Source organism: Paraniabella aurantiaca, assembly GCF_050309965.1.
GTDB lineage: Bacteria > Bacteroidota > Bacteroidia > Chitinophagales > Chitinophagaceae > Niabella.
This window is the reverse complement of the sequence record NZ_JBLOSY010000001.1, coordinates 1,872,763-1,894,348: the sequence shown is the minus strand read 5'-3', so window position 1 is coordinate 1,894,348 and position 21,586 is coordinate 1,872,763. Positions and strand designations below refer to the sequence as shown.

Here is a 21,586-nt window from a genome sequence, read left to right as displayed (position 1 = left end):
ATTCAATTGTAGCTCATAAAGACTACAATATTTTTTTAAACTATTCACACCTTACGGCAAATAATTCAGGATGGATAATATAGCTGATCAATTTCTTTCAGAACTAGGGAACAAGCTGGCCTTTTATCGCAAGAAGAAAAATTTAAGTTACAGAGAGCTGGCTCAACTATGTAGCGTTGATCATAGTAAGATCAGTAAAATTGAAAAGGGTCAAGTTAATATCCAGGTATTAACTATTCTTGAATTGGCCAAGGGACTGGGCATTCAGCCTAAAAAATTGTTTGATTTTGAAATAGAGCTGGAGGAGTAAGAGTTGAGCACTCACAAATCATTGTGTCGAAGCCTGTATCCAATTGAGCACTGGCTATCTGACCTACGTTACCCACCTGTAATTTTCCAAAACACAAGCATTACTTCCATCAAGTTTCACCATTCGTTCATTGCTCAAACAAAACTTAATAATCCATTGTTGGTTGGGGTATACTTATCAATGTTGCTTTATTAAACCAATCTTGGTACTGTCAGTAATGGTCACTTTGGGAAATAGATCATCCCTGGTATTGGGAATTCCATCCTGGCCCGATGAAAACAATAGATATTTATCACCCATCTTTTCATAGTTAAAGTAAGAAATACCTTTTGTATTCATTCCTTTTGATGGGTCATTAATGGGCGCCAACGGATCATCCTCCTTTAGTTGCTCCAACCTGTCGGGGTATTGCCCATGTGATAATTTATAAAATTCGATATCTTTCACTAAGCTGTTTAACTGCATTTGTGAAATATTTTCAAATCCTTTTTTAAAAACAGAGGCGTGTGTTCCTGCATAAAAAAGAGATGAATAAATAAGCACTGTCCATAAGATACCGGCTGCCCCAATAATGGAAAGCCATTTATCTTTATATACTAAAAGTCCATACAATAAAAGTCCCAGGCCTGCAAATGCTCCAACTAGCGGAATAAGGCAGATGAGCCCCAATAAATACGGCGGTTTTGACCTGGTTGTTATTGCATCCATATTTGAACTAAAAAAATTTTAGCAGTTCACTTCAAGCAGTTTCGCTAATATACTTATTTTTTATAATACACAATAACAGCTTTCCGGCACTTGTATATCGAATTGCTTTCGTCGGGTCATATCAACATCTGTGTTTCAGTGGCACTAAATAACATTAACGGGAGACCTTTCGACTCCACTGCGTTTCGCTCAAGGTGACGATCCTTTTTTGCCATCGACCATTGATGGTGCTACGAATCATTAATTGAGGCAAGACGGCTCCGGAACCATCATTTACCACATAAAGCAAAAAGCGCCTCCGAAGAAGCGCTTTAGTATAATTATATAGTTGATCAGGAATTAGAATTTAGTCCACCCTTTGTGCCAGATAGCATATTCACCACCGGCTGCTAAACCACCTACAAAGCTCACTTTAGCAATAAAAGGACGGGCTGCAATAAGGGCATCTGTAAAATCAAAAGGTGCTGTAGCACTTACTAATGGAGAGTTACCCGTTGGAGTCCAGTCTGGATTAGAATAATCAAACGGACGGGTAAAGTTTACTTCAGGTGCTGTAGTTACCACCCTGTTGCCAGAAGCCAGGAACCAGGTATTTAAAGTAGCAGCGCTCATACCTGTAGGCGTACCATTAACAGTATACCCCATTGCAGTTCCAAAGCTCGAAGTAAAAACAATGTTACCTCTTAAACGCAAAGTACTGTCGTTACCAGCTGCTGACCCAATATTTAAATCGGTAGCACGGCCTGTACCTGCATCAATTAAGATACCATTTGTCCAGCCAATGATTGCTGAGTTATAGAGAGATAAAGATGAGTTACGACGAATTTGAATAGCAGAACCCAGATAGTTACTATTACCTACACTGTTTGCATTAGCTCTTGGACCAAAGATGGAGATATTGCTAAATACGGGCTTTGTTTGAGGCGTTAATGTAGTTCCCTGTGCATCATTATCACTTTCAAAACCTTCTGATTTAGATACGTCGGCAATAGAAGAATCGCGGATGATCAAGCCAAACTGAACAGAACCGCTGTAGCCGTTATCAGTATCAAAGTCATCATCCTGTGTTTTATAAGCAATAAGATATTTACAGTTTACAGTACCGCCAAACCACTCAAACGCATCATCTTTTGCATAAGATACCTGAACGTGATCGATAGTGGTACCGCTACCTACAGCAGCCATTGTAAGGCTGTTAATTTCCTGGTTAGGTAAATAAGCATTACCTGCATACTCAATGCGAACATATTGCAAAGTACCTGAGTTATCATTGTCCACTGCAGCTGGCGCTACCGCATCTCCCCAACCTGCTACAGCACCGTTAGTTGAGTTACTAAATCCACCTTCCGGAGCGTATAACCTGGTAGTAGTACCTGTACCGGCATTGTTAGAGTTGATAGAAGCTTTACCTAAAAGTACTATACCTCCCCAATCGCCCGATACAGGGTTAGGATTAGATGACGTAAATATGATAGGCTGAGACGCGGTGCCTGCTGCCATAATTTTGGCACCCCTTTTAATAATCAATGTTGAAGCTTCGCCACTCAGGTAATCACCTTTTACAGTTGTACCTTTTTCAATAGTAATAGTGGCGCCATTATCAATATATACAAAGCCAGAAATTGTGTTGTTATCAGCAGCTCTTAACGTTGTGTCTTTAGTGATAGTACCTTTAAGCGTAACTGTTTTTCCGGTTGTACCACCAGTACCACCGCCTGGCCCCGGAACTTCAATTATTATGGGTTGGCCATCCATTTCTATTTTGCGACATGCTGTGAAACCCAGTACAGCAAGCGCAGCTACACCCAAAATATACTTTTTCATATTTCTTTGTTTTAATATAGTTTTAATTTTTACAGAGAATAGTTGAATGATAAACTGAACGTTGTACCATATTTACGGGTAAAACGGTAGGCGTCAGTGTTTTTTTGAAAAGAGGTTTTGCTATCAGCGTTTTGGTAGAAATACAATGTTTTGTTCAGGATGTCTGATACGTTCAATCGTATTTCTCCTTTCTTCTTTATTATTTTTTGGCTAATCTGCCAGTCAAGAACCGGTCTTGGAGCTTCCCATATATCCGGGATACCACCACCCGTTGCATCAAATGCTCCAAGGTAATAGATCCTTTGCCCGATTTGGTTAAATAGCACCGTAGTATTGAAGCCTTTTTCTTCAAGGTCGTACATTAAAGCCAGGTTGATCAGATACGGAGACTGGCCCTGCATCGGTCTGTCGATTTCACCAGCCTGGTCTTTTACCCTGCTATATATATACGCTCCGTTTGCCTGGAAAGTAAAGTTGCGTAATGCATCTACCACATCCAGCTTTTTTCTTAATTCAAGCTCTACACCATAAGCAGTAGCTTCGTCCGGGTTTCTAAAAGTGAACATTGCGCCGCCCTGTTGCAGCTGCTGTTCAATAGGGTTTTTAAAGTACTTATAAAATACACCAGCAGTTATGGCTTCGCCAGAACGTGGGTACAACTCGTAACGGAAATCTAAGTTGGTTACTTTAGTGCGTAACAGCTTGGGATCGCCCGATACTGCCGCGTTCAGCTCAAAGTCGTAAATAGTCAGGTCAACCAATTCGCGCAGCTCGGGGCGGATAACTGTTTGAGAGCCCGACAAACGCAAATTTGTTTTGGTATTGATTTTATAAGTAGCATTAAATCCAGGCAGGAAGTCCAGCTGCTTGGTATGGTTATGACGTTTGTCCCATGTTTTTACACTACCAATCAACTGATCATAATGTTCTGCACGAACACCCCATACCATTCTGAACTTATCTGAGAACTGGTTATCAAATTGTATAAATCCTGCGTTAAGGATGGTATTGGCCATGTACCTCATGTTCTCATTATTAATGCTACCAAAAGCAAATTGGGTACTGGTGTTAGATGCATCACCGAAGTTACCGGGGGCAAAAATCTGGTCAATAGGTAAACCGCGTAAGGTAGCATTATCTCTTGGCAGGTAATTTGCAAAAAGAGAGGCATTAAACAAACGATCTTTTGCCTGGAACATATATCCACCTTTTACCGTTTGCTTTTTGCCAAAAAGATTAAAGTTATAGGCAAGGTCGCCACCGGCGGTATATATATAATCATTTAGCGACTGGAACAGGCGGCTACCGCTCTCCGGTGTTACCGTATTACCTATCTGTAGTAAATAAGGATTGGTAGTGCCCGATGAACGGAAGTACATATATCTTGTCTGATCAGGACTATAGCCATCTAATATGTTAAACGACCCATACCACTTTAACTTTAGCGGTGTAGCCAGGTTGTGCTCACCGGTAAGCTGTGTTGTAAAAAAGGTGTTCTGCTTAAATGTGTTTTCACCGCCATATCCTTCCTGATCACCCATTACAAAGTTCTCACCACGACGGTTGATGGTATAAGCATTGGTATTTACGTTTACTATAGATTTAAGACTAACCTTATTGTTGTTATTGAACTGCATTGACAAACTAGCCAAACCACCTAAAGTTGTTTCCTGGTTATACCGATCATCATTATAATTGTAGTCGGCGCTAAATACTCCTTCAGACAGGGAGTTAAAACGGTTCAACATCTGTATCCACCTGTTGGTTCTGTTGTAATTTACGGCAAGCGTACCACCTACTTTTTTCCCAAACAGTGTACCAGCAAATCCGCCGTTGGCCTGGAAGTTTACGTTAGGAGATACATTGCCTGCCACTGCTCCCCAGTTGTTGTTCATTTCTTTACCGATAGCTGTTTTTTCAGCCGGGGTAAGCATATTAAACTGGTTTTTTGTTGTATAGCCTTTTGGCAGGTTACGATAACCATCATCTATGCCTAACCAATCCAGTTTTCCACCCTTGGCTTTATAAAAATCTTTCCCGATGGCTTGTGCGTTAAAGCCAGTACCAACCTGTATATTTAAAAAGTTTTTTGTGGGAATATCTTTGGTATTAACCTGTATCAATCCACCAGCCCACTCACCGGGCATTTCCGGAACAAATGCTTTATTGATAACGATATTATCAATCATTGAAGAAGGGATAATATCAAACGAAAAAGTTTTACGATCGGGCTCGGTACTGGTTAGCAATATACCGTTTAACATAGCCTGGTTATACCTGTCGGCCAAACCACGCACTACAAGAAACTTACCATCCAGTAAGCTGGCTCCTGGTGTGCGTTTTAGCACTTCACCCGTATTTCTATCCGGAGATCTTCTGATTGTTTCAGCTGAAACAATAGAAGCCACGGTATTCGTATTTTTTTGAAACTGAATGGCTGAAGCAGCAGTCTCCATTCTTGCAGTAGTTCTTCTGGCGGTTACGGTAACGCCCTCCATATTACCGGCTTTAACCTCTAATGTAATATGCAGCTCATTAAAAACCCCGTTTACTGCTTCAATATCTCCAATAATCTTTGGTTGATACCCAACCGCAGAAACTTCTATTTCATATTTTTTACTGTTGTTGAGCCCTAAAGTATACCGGCCTTCAACATTGGTGCTTACACCTTGGTTAGTGCCTGTAATTTTTACAGAAGCGCCCACCACAGGTTCATTTTGACTATTGGTTACTTTACCGGTTAAAGATTGTGCGTAAGATAAACCCGAAATAAAAAGCGTTAGTATTGTAGCTATAAACAACCTTAATTGCATACATTTAATTTGCTGCAAAGGTGAATCGGCTATGTTACCATACCGTTACGGCCATGTTACGAAATTGTAACCCTAGTGTTACGCCAATATTAATTATGCCTATTTTTGTGAAGAACCTTATGTGTAAGGATGATTTGAAACAGAAAGCCCCGAGAAATTTTCAAATTCAATATTAAGGAATTATTAAATCCTCTATTTTTAAGTAATAGAAACATCTAACAAGTACTTTTGCCATCAATTTAAAACAATTTGTTATGGGTCTTAACTCAATACTTAAAATTTTCACCCCTGCCAGCACTGTATTTTTTGAACTTTTTGAAAAGATTTCTGAAAATGTTGCCAAATCGGGCGCATTATTAAAGCAAGTGGTTACCGAACCGGATTATGATAAACGTAATACCCTGGTTAAAGCGCTGGAAGATGTGGAGCATGACAGCGATGAATTGACCCATAATGTATTTACCGAACTAAGCCGCAACTTTATCACCCCCTTCGACAGGGAAGATATACATGCGCTGGCTGCTGCCCTCGACGATATTGTTGACTTTACCTACTCTGCCGCTAAAAAGATCAATTTCTACCGTGTTAACCCTAACGATATGGGCATACAAAAAATGGCGGAATTAATTGAGCAGGGCTCTCAACACGTTAAAACAACCGTAGGCGAACTGAGAGATATGAAAAAGATCAGGTTAATAACAGAGGCCCTTGTAAAAATAAACAGCATTGAAAACCAGGCAGACGATGTTTTTGATATGAGTATTGAAAAATTGTTTGATAGTGATATAGATGCCAAAGAACTGATTAAAAGAAGGGATATTTACCAGGTAATGGAACTGGTTACAGATAAATGCGAAGACGCAGGTAATGTAATTGAGTCTATTATTATTAAATACGCTTAATCATTGTGTTCAAAGTCTAAATGTTTAAAGTTCAAAGTGGGCAACCGGAAAAGAACCTCAAACATTAAATTATAAACTTTAAACATCCTACATGTTTACTTACCTCGTTGTCATCATAGGACTAGCGCTTATTTTCGATTATATTAACGGATTTCATGATGCAGCCAACTCTATCGCTACTGTTGTATCTACCAAAGTATTAACTCCCCTCCAGGCTGTAGTATGGGCCGCATTTTTTAACTTCCTGGCCTACTTCATTTTCGATCATGGTGTAGCCGAAACGGTAAGCCAGATCGTTTATCCCGAGTTTGTTACTTTAAATGTATTATTTGCGGGTATTTTAGCCGCTATTCTCTGGAACCTCCTTACCTGGTGGCTGGGCATTCCGTCTTCCTCTTCACATACCCTCATAGGCGGTTTTGGAGGAGCAGCTATTGCCCACGCTTATATGTCGCATACCGGCGACGGACTGGGTATATGGGAAATAGTAAATAAAAGCAAGATATTGCCCACCGTAGCCTTTATTATACTGGCTCCTTTACTGGGTATGATCGTTGCCTTTTTCATCTCTATATTCTTCCTTCATTCGTTCAAAAAGGGCTTACCGATGAAGGTATTATCAATTGCCATCATTATTGGCTCCATTTACCTGTTTACTGCAGTTACCCACAGCCCTTCTCACGAAATACCGAAGCTGCAAACCGAAGCAGTAAAAGCGGCCACCAAATACGAGGAGACAGCCTTGGTGATCAGCCCTTCTGAAACGGATATTTTGAAGAAAAGAGAGCTGGACGTGTCGAAGGGTAAGATGATGAAGACCAAAAAAACGCTGGAAAATGCCGAGAAGCTGATCAACAGCAATAAGCCTTATTTTTTAAAATACATACTGTTTGGTCACAATATGAAATGGTTCTTACTTACATTTATTTTGGTAAGTATTGCTACTTTCTCCTTGTTTTTAAGCTCACTGAACTTTTCCAAGGCCGAGCGCTGGTTTAAAAGAATGCAGCTGGTATCATCGGCAGCATTTAGTATTGGCCATGGTGGTAACGACAGCCAGAAGGTAATGGGTATTATTATGGCGGCTTTTGTTGCCTACGACTCCTCTACTTACAGCCTTGACATGATGGTTTACTGGGTGCCTTTAGCCTGTTATACCATGATTGCATTAGGTACTTTAAGCGGCGGCTGGAAAATTATTAAAACCATGGGTACCCGTATTACTAAAGTAACACCTTTTGAAGGGGTTGCAGCCGAAACCGCCGGGGCTATTACCCTGTTTGCCACCGAAATGCTTAAAATTCCGGTTAGTACTACCCATACCATAACCGGCTCTATTATTGGAGTGGGCGCCACCAAGCGTTTATCTGCTGTAAGATGGGGTGTAACTGTAAACCTGATCTGGGCATGGGTATTAACCATCCCTATCAGTGCTATACTGGCCGGACTGGTTTACTTTGTAGTACGAATGTTTTAGCAACTAAACTTCTCATTGATTTTTCAATAAAAAACGCTCACCTTTGCGCCGGCTCAAGCGCAAAGGTGTTTTTGTTTTCAGCTGGTTGCCGTTATTAGTATTGATACTGCCCGGATAGGATTTGTTCAGGCTAATATAAGACTTCAGCTGCGCTGCAATAACCTTAAAATGCGTGCAGCTATCATTATCTACATAAAACATACATCCATATGGCAAAAATTTTAGTAACCGGAGGTTGCGGTTACATTGGCTCTCACACGGTAGTAGACCTTATTCAAAATGGCTACGATGTTATTTCCATCGACAACAACAGCCGCTCGAACCCTGCGGTTTTAAAAGGAATTGAAACCATTACCGGCAAAGCAGTAAAAAACTATAAAGTAGATCTTTGCAGTTACGACGATACCTATGCCGTTTTCCAGGAAAATACTGATATCGCCGGCATTATACATTTTGCAGCCTATAAAGCGGTGGGTGAGTCTGTAGAGCAACCATTGATGTATTACGAAAACAATCTTAACTCTCTTTTGAATATTTTAAAATGTGTGCGGGAGTTTAAAGTGCCTCACCTCGTATTTTCGTCTTCCTGTACAGTTTATGGCAACCCCGATAGTATACCGGTTACAGAGCAAACGCCGGGTAAACCCGCCGAAAGCCCTTATGGTGCTACCAAGCAAATGGGTGAGCAAATACTGGTAGATTTTGCTAAAGTTGCCGCAGATACCAGCATTATTTCATTAAGGTATTTTAACCCGGTAGGCGCTCACCCGTCTAACGAGATTGGCGAACTGCCTATTGGCCGGCCGCAAAATTTATTCCCGGCTATTACACAAACCGCCATTGGCAAATTGCCTAAAATGACGGTTCACGGAGCTGATTATGACACCCGTGACGGAAGCTGTTTGCGCGATTTTATACATGTAAGCGATATAGCTCATGCACATACCCTGGCTATTCAGTTTGCCGAAAGCAACAAAAATGAGTCTAACTACGAAATATTTAACCTGGGTACCGGAAATGGCGTAACCGTATTGGAAGCTATTCATGCTTTTGAGCGGGTAAGCGGAGAAAAACTGAACTACGAAATAGGTCCGCGCCGTGCGGGTGATGTTATTGCCATTTATGCCAATAACGATCACGCCGTGAAAAGCCTGGGCTGGGATATACAATACGGCCTTGATGATATGATGTCTACTGCCTGGGCATGGGAAAAAAAATTAAAGGACCAGGCGGAAGTTTCTTCCAACTAGCACATAACTATATTATCCGAAAAATAAAAGCCGTGTAATTAAGATGTATCTTTTACACGGCTTTTTAGGTTGTATGAAGAGCAATATCATTAATTTTCACAAAAGTTTTATTAAACTTGGTTGAGTTTTAACGATTTTGTGTCCTCCCACTCCACCATATGGTGGTTCAAAACAAATAGAATGGCGATTATTTGCTCCACTCTATTACAAACACAACAAACTGAATGAAAGTATTATTGATAGAAGACGAGCCAAGCGTAGCCAGCGTAATTAATAAAAGCCTTAGCGAAAGCGGGTACAGCATTTCCATTGCGCCCGATGGAAATACAGGTCTCGACTTTGCCCTGACCAACGATTTCGACGTAATCGTTCTGGATATCATGCTACCGGGTATCAATGGTATGCAGCTTTGCAAAACGATCAGAGATCATAAAATTGATACACCCATTCTGTTTTTAACCGCATTGGGCACCACCGAAAACATTGTAGCAGGCCTTAATGCAGGTGCAGATGACTACCTGGTAAAACCATTTAAGTTTGTTGAACTGGAAGCACGTATAAGAACCCTGGCCAGGAGAAGAGGCGCCCCTATTGAGCAGGAGGACACCTTCAGAGCCGGCGACCTTTATGTGAACCGCTCATCCAAAATTGTAAAACTGAAAGACGAACCGGTTAGCCTCACTGCAACCGAATTCAGGCTGCTTGAATTTTTGGTAAGAAATACGAACAAAGTGGTATCCCGTATTGAGATATTGGAACATGTGTGGGGCATCAACTTCAACATGGGCACTAATGTGGTTGATGTGTACATTAATTATTTACGCAAAAAAATAGATACCGACCCTGCTAATAAACTCATTCAAACAGTAATTGGCATGGGCTATATGTTTAAAGTGTAGCAGCATGACAATACAGTCAAAAACCACCATACTATTCACGTTATTAACAGCTACGGTTTTCACAATACTGTCGATTGTTGTTTATTATTTCTCGAACAAATTTGCTTATGCCGATTTTTATAAACGGCTGGAACTAAGGGTACATATCGCCTCCAAGTTTAGGTTTGAGGAAGATCATAATACTACCGAGTCATTTAAAGTAATACAACGGCAGTTCCTGGAACGTTTACCTGATGAGAAATCCTATATTGTTCCCTTATCAACAACCGGGGAGCCGCAACCTCCTTTCCCGCCTAATGTTCCGGAGTCCTATTTATCCAACATAAAAAAGGCCAGGGGGGAAACGGTGTTTTACCAACACCGGCTGGATCATTATGCAGGTATTTTTTATAAAGATGAAACGGGAGATTTCCTGGTTATAGAATCGGCAGCCAATGTTTACGGTGGCGAAATCATCAGGCAATTAGGTTATATATTATTAATTACGCTGATTGCTTCAGTTATTATTATTTATAGCGTAGGTCTTTATTTTTCTAAAAGAGCGTTCAGGCCATTCCGATACATAACCGAAAGAGTTAAATCTATTAGTGAAGGTAACCTTCATTTACGTTTGAAGCAGCAGCCAGGCAATGACGAAATTGCGGCCCTGGTAGATACTTTTAATAATATGCTGGATAAATTATCGACAGCTTTTGAAGCACAAAACAATTTTGTAAGCCACGCATCGCATGAGTTTCGCACACCGCTTACCACTATTATAGCCGAAGCTGATTATGCCCTATCGCGTGAGCGCAACCCCGAAGACTATAAACAGAGCCTCTCGAATATTGTACAGCAATCAGAAAAGTTGCAACGCCTTACCAAGGGATTGCTGGCGCTGGCGCAATCTGGCTTCGATGGCAAAACCCAACGATGGGAGAAGATAAGACTGGACGAGCTTATCTTTCGTATTAAAGAGAATGTAACAGATGTGGAGCCCGAAAACAAAGTGCAGATCATGCTACCGGATTTGCCCGAACACGAGGACGACATCAGTGTTTATGGCAACGAGGAGTTGCTTAAAGTAGCTCTCGATAATATTGTATTGAATGGTTGTAAATACTCTGGCAACGCTCCCGTAAAAATTGAGTTGCAACTGGAGAAAACACAGGCTATTATTATTGTTACCGATAAGGGCATTGGTATTCCAACCAACGAAGTTAAATATATCTATGACCCGTTCTTTAGAGCTTCCAATACGTCGAGGTTTGAGGGATATGGGATCGGCATGCCTTTAACCCGCAACATCATGCGCATGCACAGGGGCAGCATAGAAGTTATTTCTGCTGAAAACGAGGGAACTACAATAAAGGTATTTTTACCATTGGCTTCAAGACGGAGCACTACATTAAAACAAGATTAGAGCTTTGCGCATTTTTTAATCTTACTCTAATTTAATTCTAACTGCAATCTAACTTCAATCTTAAGACCTTTTAATACCGAAACCGCAGCTTTGCTATAACAAAAAACAGCAAACTATGGTTAATATTTTAGTTCCAACCGATTTTTCGCAAGCATCTTTTCGCCTGGCCGAACAAGCCGTTAAGTCCTTAAACAAAGAGGTAAATATTATTTTGTTCCATATTTATGAAATGCCTTCGGGTATCAGCGACCTGATACGCCCGGAGCCACCCTATGCGCAAATGATCAACGATACGTTCAGGCAAAACTGCAAGTACCTGAAGTATAAATACCCCGACCTTATCAATAAAATCTGCTTTAAATATCTTACCGGCAACACGCAATCTTTATTCAATCATTTTACCGATGCTAACGATATTGGCGTGATCGTTTGTCCTGAAGATTATGTATTTGTAAAGGCCAGCAAAACAAGTCTGGATCCTATTCCATTCTTCAAAAAAAGCAAAATAGCATTGTTGAAAGACTTTTCTAAAAACAAAGTGGCTGAACCTGTTAAAGCAACAGAGGAAATGCAACTGGAAACTGCACAAGTTGCTTTGGCAAGTGCATGATAGTACCGGTTCGAATGGCAGAAGTAAACAACTACAGAAAATAAATATCGCAATGTTACTGAAGAAAAATATACCATTTAAATACGTGTTCGGGAAGATCAAGTACGAGATTATTGCGATAGCTGTTTACGCTACTATTATTGCGATACTCTACAACTATTCCCATATAACAAGAATCACTATTCCGTTGGCAATCCCCGCGATACTGGGAACGGTTATTTCTTTATTACTGGGTTTCAGGAGTAACCAGGCCTACGACCGCTGGTGGGAGGCCCGTCATATATGGGGTGCTATTGTGAACGATTCCCGCAGCCTCTCCCGCCAGGTAATGAGTTTTACCTACAATAATTACCATAGTGAAGATGTGGAAACCTTCAGGCAGCGTATGATTCGCCGCCAGATCGGGTGGAGCTATGCATTGGGACATCATTTAAGAAAACAAAATGCCCTTAAATCGCTGGACAAATATATTGACCGGGATGAGTTTGAAGCCCTTAAAGACATTGAAAATATACCCAGTGCTTTACTGGATAACATGGGATCCGATCTGCACCTTGCATTGGATAAAGGCTGGATCAACAGCTACCAGCAGGTAGAGCTGGACCGTACTTTATCAAGGCTCACCGATTCGATGGGGAAATGCGAACGTATTAAAAATACAGTGTTCCCCCACACATACAGCCTGTACATACATATTGCATTGATGCTTTTTATTGCATTGCTACCTTTTGGAGTGATTGAGTATTTTGGTTATGTAGAAGTTCCACTGGTAGTAGCTATTTCTGCCAGCTTTTTACTGATTGAAAAAATGGCCATACACCTGCAGGATCCTTTTGAGAATAAGCCCACCGATACCCCCATGACTACCATTGCCGGAAGTATTGAAAAGAATCTGATGCAACTATATGCCAAAAGCAGTATTGATAAAAAATATAAAAAGAAATTACCCGTTACAGATGCCGTTGTTAGCCCTCTGGCCAACCGTAAACCCGTTGATGAACCCGGGCAGGCGGAAGTGGCTTCCGCCTATGCTTCCAATAAAGAGTATTATATATTGTAGCCGGATAGCGTTCTAAACAAAACGCAAAAAGCGGGGCATTTGCCTCGCTTTTTTTTTAAAATATATTCCATCCCCTGTACTAAAAGAAAAAGCATCGTGTTTGTAGCTTCAGAATCAGTTTCCCAATTCCCGTCGCATAAAACCCGATGCTTTAAATAGCTTTAGCACTGTCATGTAGAGTAGATATCGATTGATTTAAGTAAGCATATTGCTATGCGAAGTTAAAACATCATCAACCCACAGAACAATTGGCAAGGCTTCCGCTAAATGTTTGCTTCGGCATTTACTGAATTTCGTATCTCTTCATTGAAACACACAGGCATTGCTACCTTTTGTTATTTCACTGTTGATATACGTTTGCTGGTATAGCTTTAGCATTTACAGCTTCATACATCTACTTTTGTATGCCCGACCACAACCGGAAATAAAGACAAATTTGTGTTTATTGCCAAATTGAAGTTTCGCGATACATTTGTCAAAGAATCTGCTGCGATCACAATTGTAACTTAATGTTCTTTTGAATAGTAATTTATCAACTGTGCATTATGAAGATACGACGCCGGAAACCCCATTTCAAAATTTTTGAGCAGTTATATACGCACCTGTTATGAACAGGTTTATGCACATCCTTCCAGCGGATAATGCACATTACTGGCTGGCTTATAAAGAAAAATCGACCGGAAACGAATAGTTTTAAACATCAATGGCGTCTAAAACCTAAATTACTTTCAAAAAATAATCAAATATGTATCTATACCTGGTCAAAAAAGGTTTGCTCCTTACTGTTTTAGGGGTCGGAACTTTAGCTGCCGGCGCACAGCTGGGTCAAAAGGGATTTATTGACAAAGCCAATATGGACTTATCCGTAAGTCCTGGTGATGACTTTTATACTTATGCCAGTGGCAAATGGGTTAAAAACAATCCTATTCCGCCTAAGGAAACCCGGTGGGGCAGCTTTAACCAGCTACGTGATTTTAATATAAATGCCGTTAAAACGATACTTGAAAAGGCGGCTGCCGATAAAACAGCACCAGCAGGCTCGGTAACACGTATGGTGGGCGATTTTTATGCAGCCGGGATGGATAGCCTGTCGATAGAAAAACTGGGTCATGCCCCTATAAAAAAAGACCTGGCCCGCATTGCTGCTATCGGCGACCTGCCCGGCATATTGAAAGAAATGAATTACCTGCGGTCGAATGGCATTGCTTCACCGTTATACGGGTTCTCTATCGGACAAGATCGTAAGAATGTTGAAAATTTAGTACCCCAGCTTTCCCAGGGAGGCATAGGACTATCAGACAGGGATTATTATTTAAAAGACGATGCCCGCTCACAGGATATACGGGCAGCCTATTCCAGATTTATTGTGCGCTTATTTACTTTAACCGGTACATCAGTAACAAAGGCAGAGGAAAACGCGAAAGCTATTTTTAATATTGAGAAACAATTGGCAAACGCGCAATTGAGCCGGGTAGAAATGCGCGATGCCTATCGCACTTACAATAAGTTCAGTCTTGTCGATTTTAGCCGCAAAACCCCACAGCTTGAATGGCAACAAATATTGCCTGCGCTAAAAGTAAAGGGACAAGACTCTATACTTGTAAACAATCCTGCATTCTTTGTTACTGCCGACTCCTTATTGCAAACAGTGCCGGTAGCACACTGGAAGACCTACCTGCAGTGGTATGTGCTGCGTGGAGCAGCTCCCTACCTGAGCAAAGATTTTGTAGATGCTAATTTTGCTTTTAACCAGGTAATTACCGGGCAAAAAATAGCCACACCGAGGTGGCAACGCATTTCTTCCTTAACGGATGGAAATATAGGAGAACTGCTGGGACAGCTGTATGTAAAAGATTACTTTAAGCCGGCCGCAAAAGCAAGAATGGAAGAATTGGTAAGCAATCTTAGAAAAGCTTATGCCAACCGCATTCAACAACTCGATTGGATGAGCGATGCTACCAAACAAAAAGCATTGGCAAAACTGGCCGCATTCAGACCCAAAATAGCCTATCCTGATAAATGGCAAACCTATGATGGACTGACCATTAGCCGCAACAGCTTCTTTCAAAACATGAGGAATGCCGATGCCTGGGGCTACAATTATATGGTTAGCCGGTTGGGTAAACCAGTAGACAGAGAACGCTGGGGAATGACACCACCTACTGTTAATGCTTATTATAATGCTACATTAAATGAAATTGTTTTCCCTGCAGGTATTTTACAGTTTCCGTTCTTTGATCCTAATGCTGATGATGCGGTTAATTACGGTGGTATTGGCGCTGTAATAGGCCATGAAATGTCGCACGGCTTTGATGATAACGGCAGCAAATATGATGCAGATGGTACTCTTAGAAACTGGTGGACAGATGAAGACCGTAAGAAATTTGATGCAAAGGCAGACGCGCTGGCTAAACAATTTGATGGGTACACGGTATTGGATACCTTACATGTAAACGGCAGGCTGACGCTGGGAGAAAACATAGGAGACCTGGGAGGACTAAATGTTGCTTACGAGGCCTTTAAAATGACGAAGCAAGGCCAAAGCAATGAGAAGATTGATGGCTTTACTCCTGATCAGCGCTTTTTTCTCTCCTGGGCACAGGTTTGGCGTACCAACACCCTGCCACAAACAGCGGCTCAGTTACTAAAAACCGACACGCACTCGCCCGGACAATACAGGGCTATCGGCCCATTGGTGAATATGGATGCCTGGTACAAAGCTTTTGATGTGAAAGAAGATAACAAACTGTATAAAAAGCCTGAAGACCGTATCCGGATCTGGTAATAAAAATTATTCTTTATGAATAAAACGAAGAAAGCCGCGGAATGCGGCTTTCTTTATTATAAACATACATCAGTTTAATCAGCTCTATAGGCAGTTATAACCTTTGAGGCTGATTTCTTTCCATCTTTATCTACCTGCACAATTCTTACAAACAATTTGCTTTCGCCACTTACATCTACCTGATCGCTGCTTTTGCTGCAAGATGCAAAAGTAAGCCCGGCTCCCAGTATCATTATTATTGAGAACAAGCCCTTATTCCTCCTATTGGTAAGCAGCAAAATTGCGGCTAAAGAGAACAATGATATTCCCATAACGGCAACCGGAAGATCAACAGTTTTTGTAAAGCTATACTCTATTGTAGCGTCTGAATTACCATTTGTAGCTTTTGTGGCAACGCTACCTATATTAACGAATTCCTTCCCGTTTTTAGAAACCTCGATATCGAAGCGTGCATTATTTGTTTCAGACAAAGTACTCCAATTCACAATCAACTGATTGCCCTGTATACGAGCTTCTATTGTGTTATAGGTTACAGGGAGAACAGTGGTTGCAGGAAAATAACTGGATGTTAAATCAGCTAATCCATCGTTATTGGCAGTGTTGCCTGGCCCCTTAATAGTAACAACACCGGCCTGCACACCACTATTGATATAATAAATACCACCGTCTGTGGGGCCCTGTACTGCTACATAAAAGGTTCCGGTGGAAGAAAGTGCCAGGCCTGTAACAAGCCCCTGGAAGTTAACACCGCTTTCATTTTTAATGATATACTTTGTTGTAAGGTTTGTAACTGAAGTTGGGCCGGTTGCAGCAGCGAGGGTAGCAGCCGATACATGGTAGATAACAGCATCTCCTCCTGTTGCGTCCAGGTTTACGAGGATATACATATTACCCGCACCGTCCAGTACCAGGTCGCCATTATTAAAATTAGGAGAAAGCGGTGTACCATCTAAAGTAATAGTGCCCAGGTTCTGAAAATTACTGGCAGCGCCGGTATTGCCGTCTGTTAAAAACCTTGAAAGATAAATCTGTCCGGTAGTTTCCTCGGTGGTAACCATGTACGCCCAGCCATCGGGCGATGTACCCAGTCTTCTGAAATAAAGAAGATTTGTGTTAGCCGCACCATTTAAATCTTCAGACAATACTACGCTACCGGCGGTAGGGGCAGTAGGTACACCCGGGTCCGGGAAAGCCGGAATAGAACGCACGTCGAAATTTCCGGTATTCGTAGTTTGCTCAATATAATAAATAAATTTTCCATTGGCAGACATGGCCATTGCAGCCGAGTTGGTTGTAAAATCACCGGTGGCATAGTTTGTAGAAGTACCATTAACAGTAGCATTATTAGGATCAACGTTACTAAGCTGGGTAATACCTGTCCCTACAGAAAAATCGTTATTAATAGTATAAAGAATATCAGTTTGGGCTATCGCAGTAGAAAAAGAACCCAGGACAAGACTCAAAAAGAGAAAAACATTTTTCATAAGATGAAATTTTTAATAATAAAGAAACATTTAGAAGTTTTGAAATTTATTTAAAAGGATATAGAGACATTCGGCGCCAATACAACTCAAGCGGACCGTAATGATTTTTGTTTAACCAGTATTTTGAAAAAAGTATTTGTCCAACCGTAACAATTGTAAACAATACAACTATGGAAGTGGTTGATAAATAAGCTGCCCCGTTTAACGCAAAAGGAGCAAATAAAATACCACCTATTATTGACTGTGATATATAATTCGTAAGGCTCATTCGTCCATAAAAACGTAAAGGAGAAAAATAATATGCCGGAAATATCTGGTAAATAAATATGATCAAAATAATATAAATAAAAGCAAAGGATAGACCTGACCAATTAGACAGGAGTAAGGTTACTTCTTTGGCAACGGGCGTTTCAAGAGCATATTTACCAAACATCATACTCCCGATGATGATCAGAAACGGTATGATCAAATAACGTAAGTTCCTGGTTCCTCTGCCGATAAATACTTCGAAACGGCCACTCTTACCCAAATAAAAGCCCAATAAGATAAGCCCTATTGTCTGGCTAATTCTCCCAACCTCCAGTGCCCACAAAAAATTCCCGATCTGCCCCTTTGTAAGGTTCGTCCATATAATGTCGAGAATAGTGTCGTTGGCAATTGTAGACTCCACATCCTTAATGTAAGAGGATGAGTTATAACTGATAATAGAAAAGTTTCCATCAAAAAGATTAATAACCATTTGTATCCAGATCAATGGTTGTAAAAGAAAGAAAACAGCGATGTAAGGCAACCATTTCGACGGCAGTTTGACGAACAATAAGACAATCAACCCCACCATAACATACAAACCCAGTATATCGCCATCAGGAAAAAAAATGGCATTTAAACATGCAAAGGGTATAAGGCTCAATAAACGTTGAAAAGATCGTGTCGGCGATTTTTCACCAGATGATTTCTCTACCAAAAACATGGAAAATCCAAACAGCAACGCAAAAATCGGGTAGGTTTTATCTAAAAGAAAATGGTAGTCGGCAGCCTCAATAAACCTGTCGATTTTTGACAAAAACCGGTTGTGCGCATGTGTTCCATAGCTATAATCAAACCTCGAGATAAAATGCCTCAGGAAAATACCCAATAAGGCGAAACCGCGAAGAACATCTACGACTTCAATCCTATTGTTATTGTATATATTTGTTTCAGAACGTCGCATTTAGAAGTAGAGGGCTAATTGCTAATCAGATGCTAATGTAAGTTATTTAAAAAAAGCGTTTTGCTGTTTTTTAGACGAAACCGGCAATTTTATCGATGAATACCCTCATTTTTTAGTTAAATCACATAAAAAAATGATTAATATTATAGCAATCGACCTGGATGGGTCTTTGTTAGATGACAACAAAAATCTACCGGATGATTTTTGGGAAACGGCTGAACAGGTTTTTAAAAAGGGGATCAATATGGTCATTGCCAGCGGTCGTCCCTTCCATAATATAGCATCTGTTTTTGAGCCGATAAAGGACAAATTATATTTTGCCTGCGATAACGGGGCTTATGTTGTACACAGCAATGAAGAATTGCTTGTGAATCAATTGAACACAGATGCCATCAAAAATTTCGTTGAAATTTCAAGGCCCATCGAAAATGTATACCCTGTTTTATGCGGTAAACACCTGGCTTACATTGAGGATACAGATAAAGTGTTTACCGATCAGGCATTAAAATACTACCAGGAATACAAAATAGTGGATGATCTTACAAAAGTTGACGATGTGATTCTTAAAATTTCGTTATGCGACCTGGCCGGATCGGAAACCAACAGTTATCCTTTTTACAAACAATTTGAAAATAATTTCAAAGTTGCTGTTGCCGGACAAATATGGCTGGATATTACCAATATCGATGGCAGCAAGGGCACCGCTATAAAAACGATACAGAAGAGACTGGGTATTTCACCTAATGAAACTCTGGTTTTTGGCGATTACCTGAACGACATGGATATGATACAGGAAGCGGGCTTTAGCTATGCGATGAAAAATGCTCACCCGAAAATTATTGAAGCTGCCAAATACGTTACCGAATTAGATAATAATCACGGAGGAGTAACCTATACCATCAAAAAGTTGTTGGGTATTTAGGCAAACAACTTTTCCATACTTTGAGGTATGCTTTTGCTATAATCTATTTGTAGCGGCTGGTAGTTGTTGACCCATCTTTCAAAATCATGGGTAAAATTTCCGTTGATTTTATCTAACGTCATCACTCCCATATCCCTCAGGGCGGCAGCATTACAACATTGTTCATACTGCCCCCTGATGGGGATAGCCATTACTTTTTTTCCCAAATGAATAGCTTCGGAAGGTGTTTCAAAACCGCCACCGGTAATGATGGCCGTACAATGGATAAGGCTGTGGTTAAACAGATCTTTGTCAACTGGTTTAAATGTTATATTACCAACTGTATGGTCTTGCCGGCTTTGACGGCTGAATATTTGAAACCGGTGATCTTTAAAAGGCGAGAATATATTGATCAGCTCTGGCTCACAATAAGACGGTAAATAAACAGTTATGTATCCCCCATCTGTAGGTGTTGCTTCCCTGATCTCTTTTTTTATAACCGGGGTGATAATAAAATCATCATAGTTCTTAAAATGCAACCCGATATAACGGTCTGCCTTTGCATATCGCTTTAGCAGCCATTCGCCTGTTTTACTTTTTTGTGGAGGCCTTGGCACTTTCATTGATTGAAAGCTGGCCTGGTGCCCGAAGTTGACTGAAGGAATTTTTTTGGCAGCACAGGCAGACGCTGTAATATAGTCATAATCATTAATGACGAGGTCGTATTTCTCAACCGGCAGTTCCCTGATCTCTTTCTTGAGGGCAACAGGGTTAATTGCTTTGGCAATACGCCAGTAATCCAATGCACCATTGCAGGTGTAATAAAGGCTTAAACCCTTACTACGATAAGCTATGGGTGCATCCAGTTTCAGGTTACTGTTATCCCCGCTTAAAAAGATATCTACCTGGCCGTATTGCTGTAAATAAGGAAGCAGCTCCATACTACGGCTAATATGCCCGTTACCGGTTGCCTGAACGGCGTAAAATATCTTCATATTTATTTGGCTAAAGAATGTAGGTAAAAAGCTATTTCGCTGGTTAACACTTCGGTTTGCGGCACTTGCCTCACCGGCTTCTCTGCAATGATCTCTTTTTCGTTGTAGGTATATAAATTCCACTCACCATCGTAGTATTCCAGGGAGGTCATGTTCTCCACCCAGTCTCCGGAATTGAGATAACAAACAGAACCCTTTTCATTGGTAATGATCCTTTTCTTAGGTTGATGTATGTGGCCGCAGATAACATTGTCAAAACCCTTTTCTATAGCGATCCCGGCTATTTTTTGCTCATACTCATCAATTTTAATAAACCGCTTATTAAACTGTTGCATGATCGTTTTGGCAAGAGAAAGTTTCTCTTTACCAAAAAGCTGCATAATAAAATTGGCAACTTTATTAAAGCCCAGAAGCACCGCGTAACCGTTGCTTCCTAATTTCCCGAGAAATTTAGCCTGCCTTGAAGTGGTGTGGTCAAATACATCTCCATGAAATATCCAGGTCTTTTTGCCGTTCACTTCTATAGCAACCTTATCGGCTAATAAAAAATTGCCCAGCTCCAGGTCGGAGTATTTGCGGAAAGCATCATCGTGGTTACCGGTAATATATACCACCCTTGTACCACCGGAAAGCTTACCAAAAATTTCTTTAATGGCGAGTATATGGGCTGGTGGAAAATATCTTTTATTGAACTGCCATCCATCTATGATATCTCCGTTTAATACCAATAGCCGCGGCTCGATACTTTTTAAATAGGCAGCAAACTCCTTTGCCCGGGAGGCATAAGTTCCAAGGTGCAGGTCCGATATCACCGCCACTTCCACCGGTCTTTTAATCATGGTTTTTAGAGTTTACCAAAACTCCACCATTCTTATAAACTAATTGTTACGATAGCATTACGTGATTGTTACCAATTCCGGTCCCTGATTTCAACCAGCTCTTCTTGAAACGTTTAT

Annotated in this window: 17 protein-coding genes; 10 read left to right on the top strand and 7 right to left on the bottom strand. The window is 40.8% G+C overall.

What is annotated here, in order from left to right; translation table 11 throughout:
• Positions 1-70 precede the first annotated feature (70 nt).
• Positions 71-310 (top strand): helix-turn-helix domain-containing protein, encoded by a 240-nt coding sequence (locus ACLOAU_RS08095; protein WP_427861357.1) that lies wholly within the window; start codon positions 71-73, stop codon positions 308-310.
• A gap of 177 nt (positions 311-487) precedes the next feature.
• Here ACLOAU_RS08095 and ACLOAU_RS08090 read toward each other — a convergent pair whose 3' ends face one another.
• The 3 genes from ACLOAU_RS08090 to ACLOAU_RS08080 all read right to left on the bottom strand — a co-directional run bounded on the left by ACLOAU_RS08090 (position 488) and on the right by ACLOAU_RS08080 (position 5,655).
• Positions 488-1,018: a hypothetical protein gene (locus ACLOAU_RS08090; protein ID WP_427861356.1), complete on the bottom strand. Its 531-nt coding sequence runs from the start codon at positions 1,016-1,018 to the stop codon at positions 488-490.
• Between the two features lie 339 nt (positions 1,019-1,357).
• Positions 1,358-2,842, bottom strand: coding sequence for a beta-helix domain-containing protein (locus tag ACLOAU_RS08085; protein WP_427861355.1), 1,485 nt, complete (start codon positions 2,840-2,842; stop codon positions 1,358-1,360).
• A gap of 29 nt (positions 2,843-2,871) precedes the next feature.
• Positions 2,872-5,655 carry a TonB-dependent receptor gene (locus tag ACLOAU_RS08080; protein ID WP_427861354.1) on the bottom strand — a complete coding sequence of 928 codons (2,784 nt, stop codon included), beginning with the start codon at positions 5,653-5,655 and terminating at the stop codon, positions 2,872-2,874.
• Between the two features lie 254 nt (positions 5,656-5,909).
• Between ACLOAU_RS08080 and ACLOAU_RS08075 the strand changes: the two genes are divergently transcribed.
• The 8 genes from ACLOAU_RS08075 to ACLOAU_RS08040 all read left to right on the top strand — a co-directional run bounded on the left by ACLOAU_RS08075 (position 5,910) and on the right by ACLOAU_RS08040 (position 16,040).
• Positions 5,910-6,557: a DUF47 domain-containing protein gene (locus ACLOAU_RS08075; protein ID WP_427861353.1), complete on the top strand. Its 648-nt coding sequence runs from the start codon at positions 5,910-5,912 to the stop codon at positions 6,555-6,557.
• 91 nt (positions 6,558-6,648) lie between these two features.
• Positions 6,649-8,034 carry an inorganic phosphate transporter gene (locus tag ACLOAU_RS08070; RefSeq protein WP_427861352.1) on the top strand — a complete coding sequence of 462 codons (1,386 nt, stop codon included), beginning with the start codon at positions 6,649-6,651 and terminating at the stop codon, positions 8,032-8,034.
• 209 nt (positions 8,035-8,243) lie between these two features.
• The gene (gene galE, locus ACLOAU_RS08065) at positions 8,244-9,284 is read left to right on the top strand and encodes a UDP-glucose 4-epimerase GalE (RefSeq protein WP_427861351.1); all 1,041 of its coding nucleotides are present in this window, start codon (positions 8,244-8,246) and stop codon (positions 9,282-9,284) included.
• Positions 9,285-9,508: 224 nt separating this feature from the next.
• Positions 9,509-10,183 (top strand): response regulator transcription factor, encoded by a 675-nt coding sequence (locus ACLOAU_RS08060; RefSeq protein WP_427861350.1) that lies wholly within the window; start codon positions 9,509-9,511, stop codon positions 10,181-10,183.
• A 4-nt stretch (positions 10,184-10,187) separates the two neighbouring features.
• Positions 10,188-11,585, top strand: coding sequence for a HAMP domain-containing sensor histidine kinase (locus ACLOAU_RS08055; RefSeq protein ID WP_427861349.1), 1,398 nt, complete (start codon positions 10,188-10,190; stop codon positions 11,583-11,585).
• A 115-nt stretch (positions 11,586-11,700) separates the two neighbouring features.
• Positions 11,701-12,195: an adenine nucleotide alpha hydrolase family protein gene (locus tag ACLOAU_RS08050; RefSeq protein ID WP_427861348.1), complete on the top strand. Its 495-nt coding sequence runs from the start codon at positions 11,701-11,703 to the stop codon at positions 12,193-12,195.
• A gap of 52 nt (positions 12,196-12,247) precedes the next feature.
• Complete coding sequence (locus ACLOAU_RS08045; RefSeq protein WP_427861347.1) at positions 12,248-13,255, top strand: bestrophin family protein; 1,008 nt, start codon at positions 12,248-12,250, stop codon at positions 13,253-13,255.
• Positions 13,256-14,000: 745 nt separating this feature from the next.
• Positions 14,001-16,040 (top strand): M13 family metallopeptidase, encoded by a 2,040-nt coding sequence (locus ACLOAU_RS08040; protein ID WP_427861346.1) that lies wholly within the window; start codon positions 14,001-14,003, stop codon positions 16,038-16,040.
• Positions 16,041-16,114: 74 nt separating this feature from the next.
• On the opposite strand, the gene ACLOAU_RS08035 is transcribed toward ACLOAU_RS08040, so the two are convergent.
• Positions 16,115-17,524, bottom strand: coding sequence for a hypothetical protein (locus ACLOAU_RS08035; protein ID WP_427861345.1), 1,410 nt, complete (start codon positions 17,522-17,524; stop codon positions 16,115-16,117).
• Between the two features lie 46 nt (positions 17,525-17,570).
• Positions 17,571-18,734, bottom strand: a complete 1,164-nt coding sequence (locus ACLOAU_RS08030) for a DUF418 domain-containing protein (protein ID WP_427861344.1) — start codon at positions 18,732-18,734, stop codon at positions 17,571-17,573.
• Positions 18,735-18,867: 133 nt separating this feature from the next.
• Between ACLOAU_RS08030 and ACLOAU_RS08025 the strand changes: the two genes are divergently transcribed.
• The gene (locus ACLOAU_RS08025; protein WP_427861343.1) at positions 18,868-19,656 is read left to right on the top strand and encodes an HAD family hydrolase; all 789 of its coding nucleotides are present in this window, start codon (positions 18,868-18,870) and stop codon (positions 19,654-19,656) included.
• Here ACLOAU_RS08025 and ACLOAU_RS08020 read toward each other — a convergent pair.
• Both ACLOAU_RS08020 and ACLOAU_RS08015 read right to left on the bottom strand, forming a co-directional pair.
• A complete protein-coding gene (locus tag ACLOAU_RS08020) occupies positions 19,653-20,630 on the bottom strand; it encodes a glycosyltransferase family protein (RefSeq protein ID WP_427861342.1) in 978 nt (325 codons plus the stop codon). The genes ACLOAU_RS08025 and ACLOAU_RS08020 overlap by 4 nt on opposite strands.
• A 2-nt stretch (positions 20,631-20,632) precedes the next feature.
• Positions 20,633-21,469: a UDP-2,3-diacylglucosamine diphosphatase gene (locus tag ACLOAU_RS08015; protein WP_427861341.1), complete on the bottom strand. Its 837-nt coding sequence runs from the start codon at positions 21,467-21,469 to the stop codon at positions 20,633-20,635.
• Positions 21,470-21,586 lie beyond the last annotated feature (117 nt).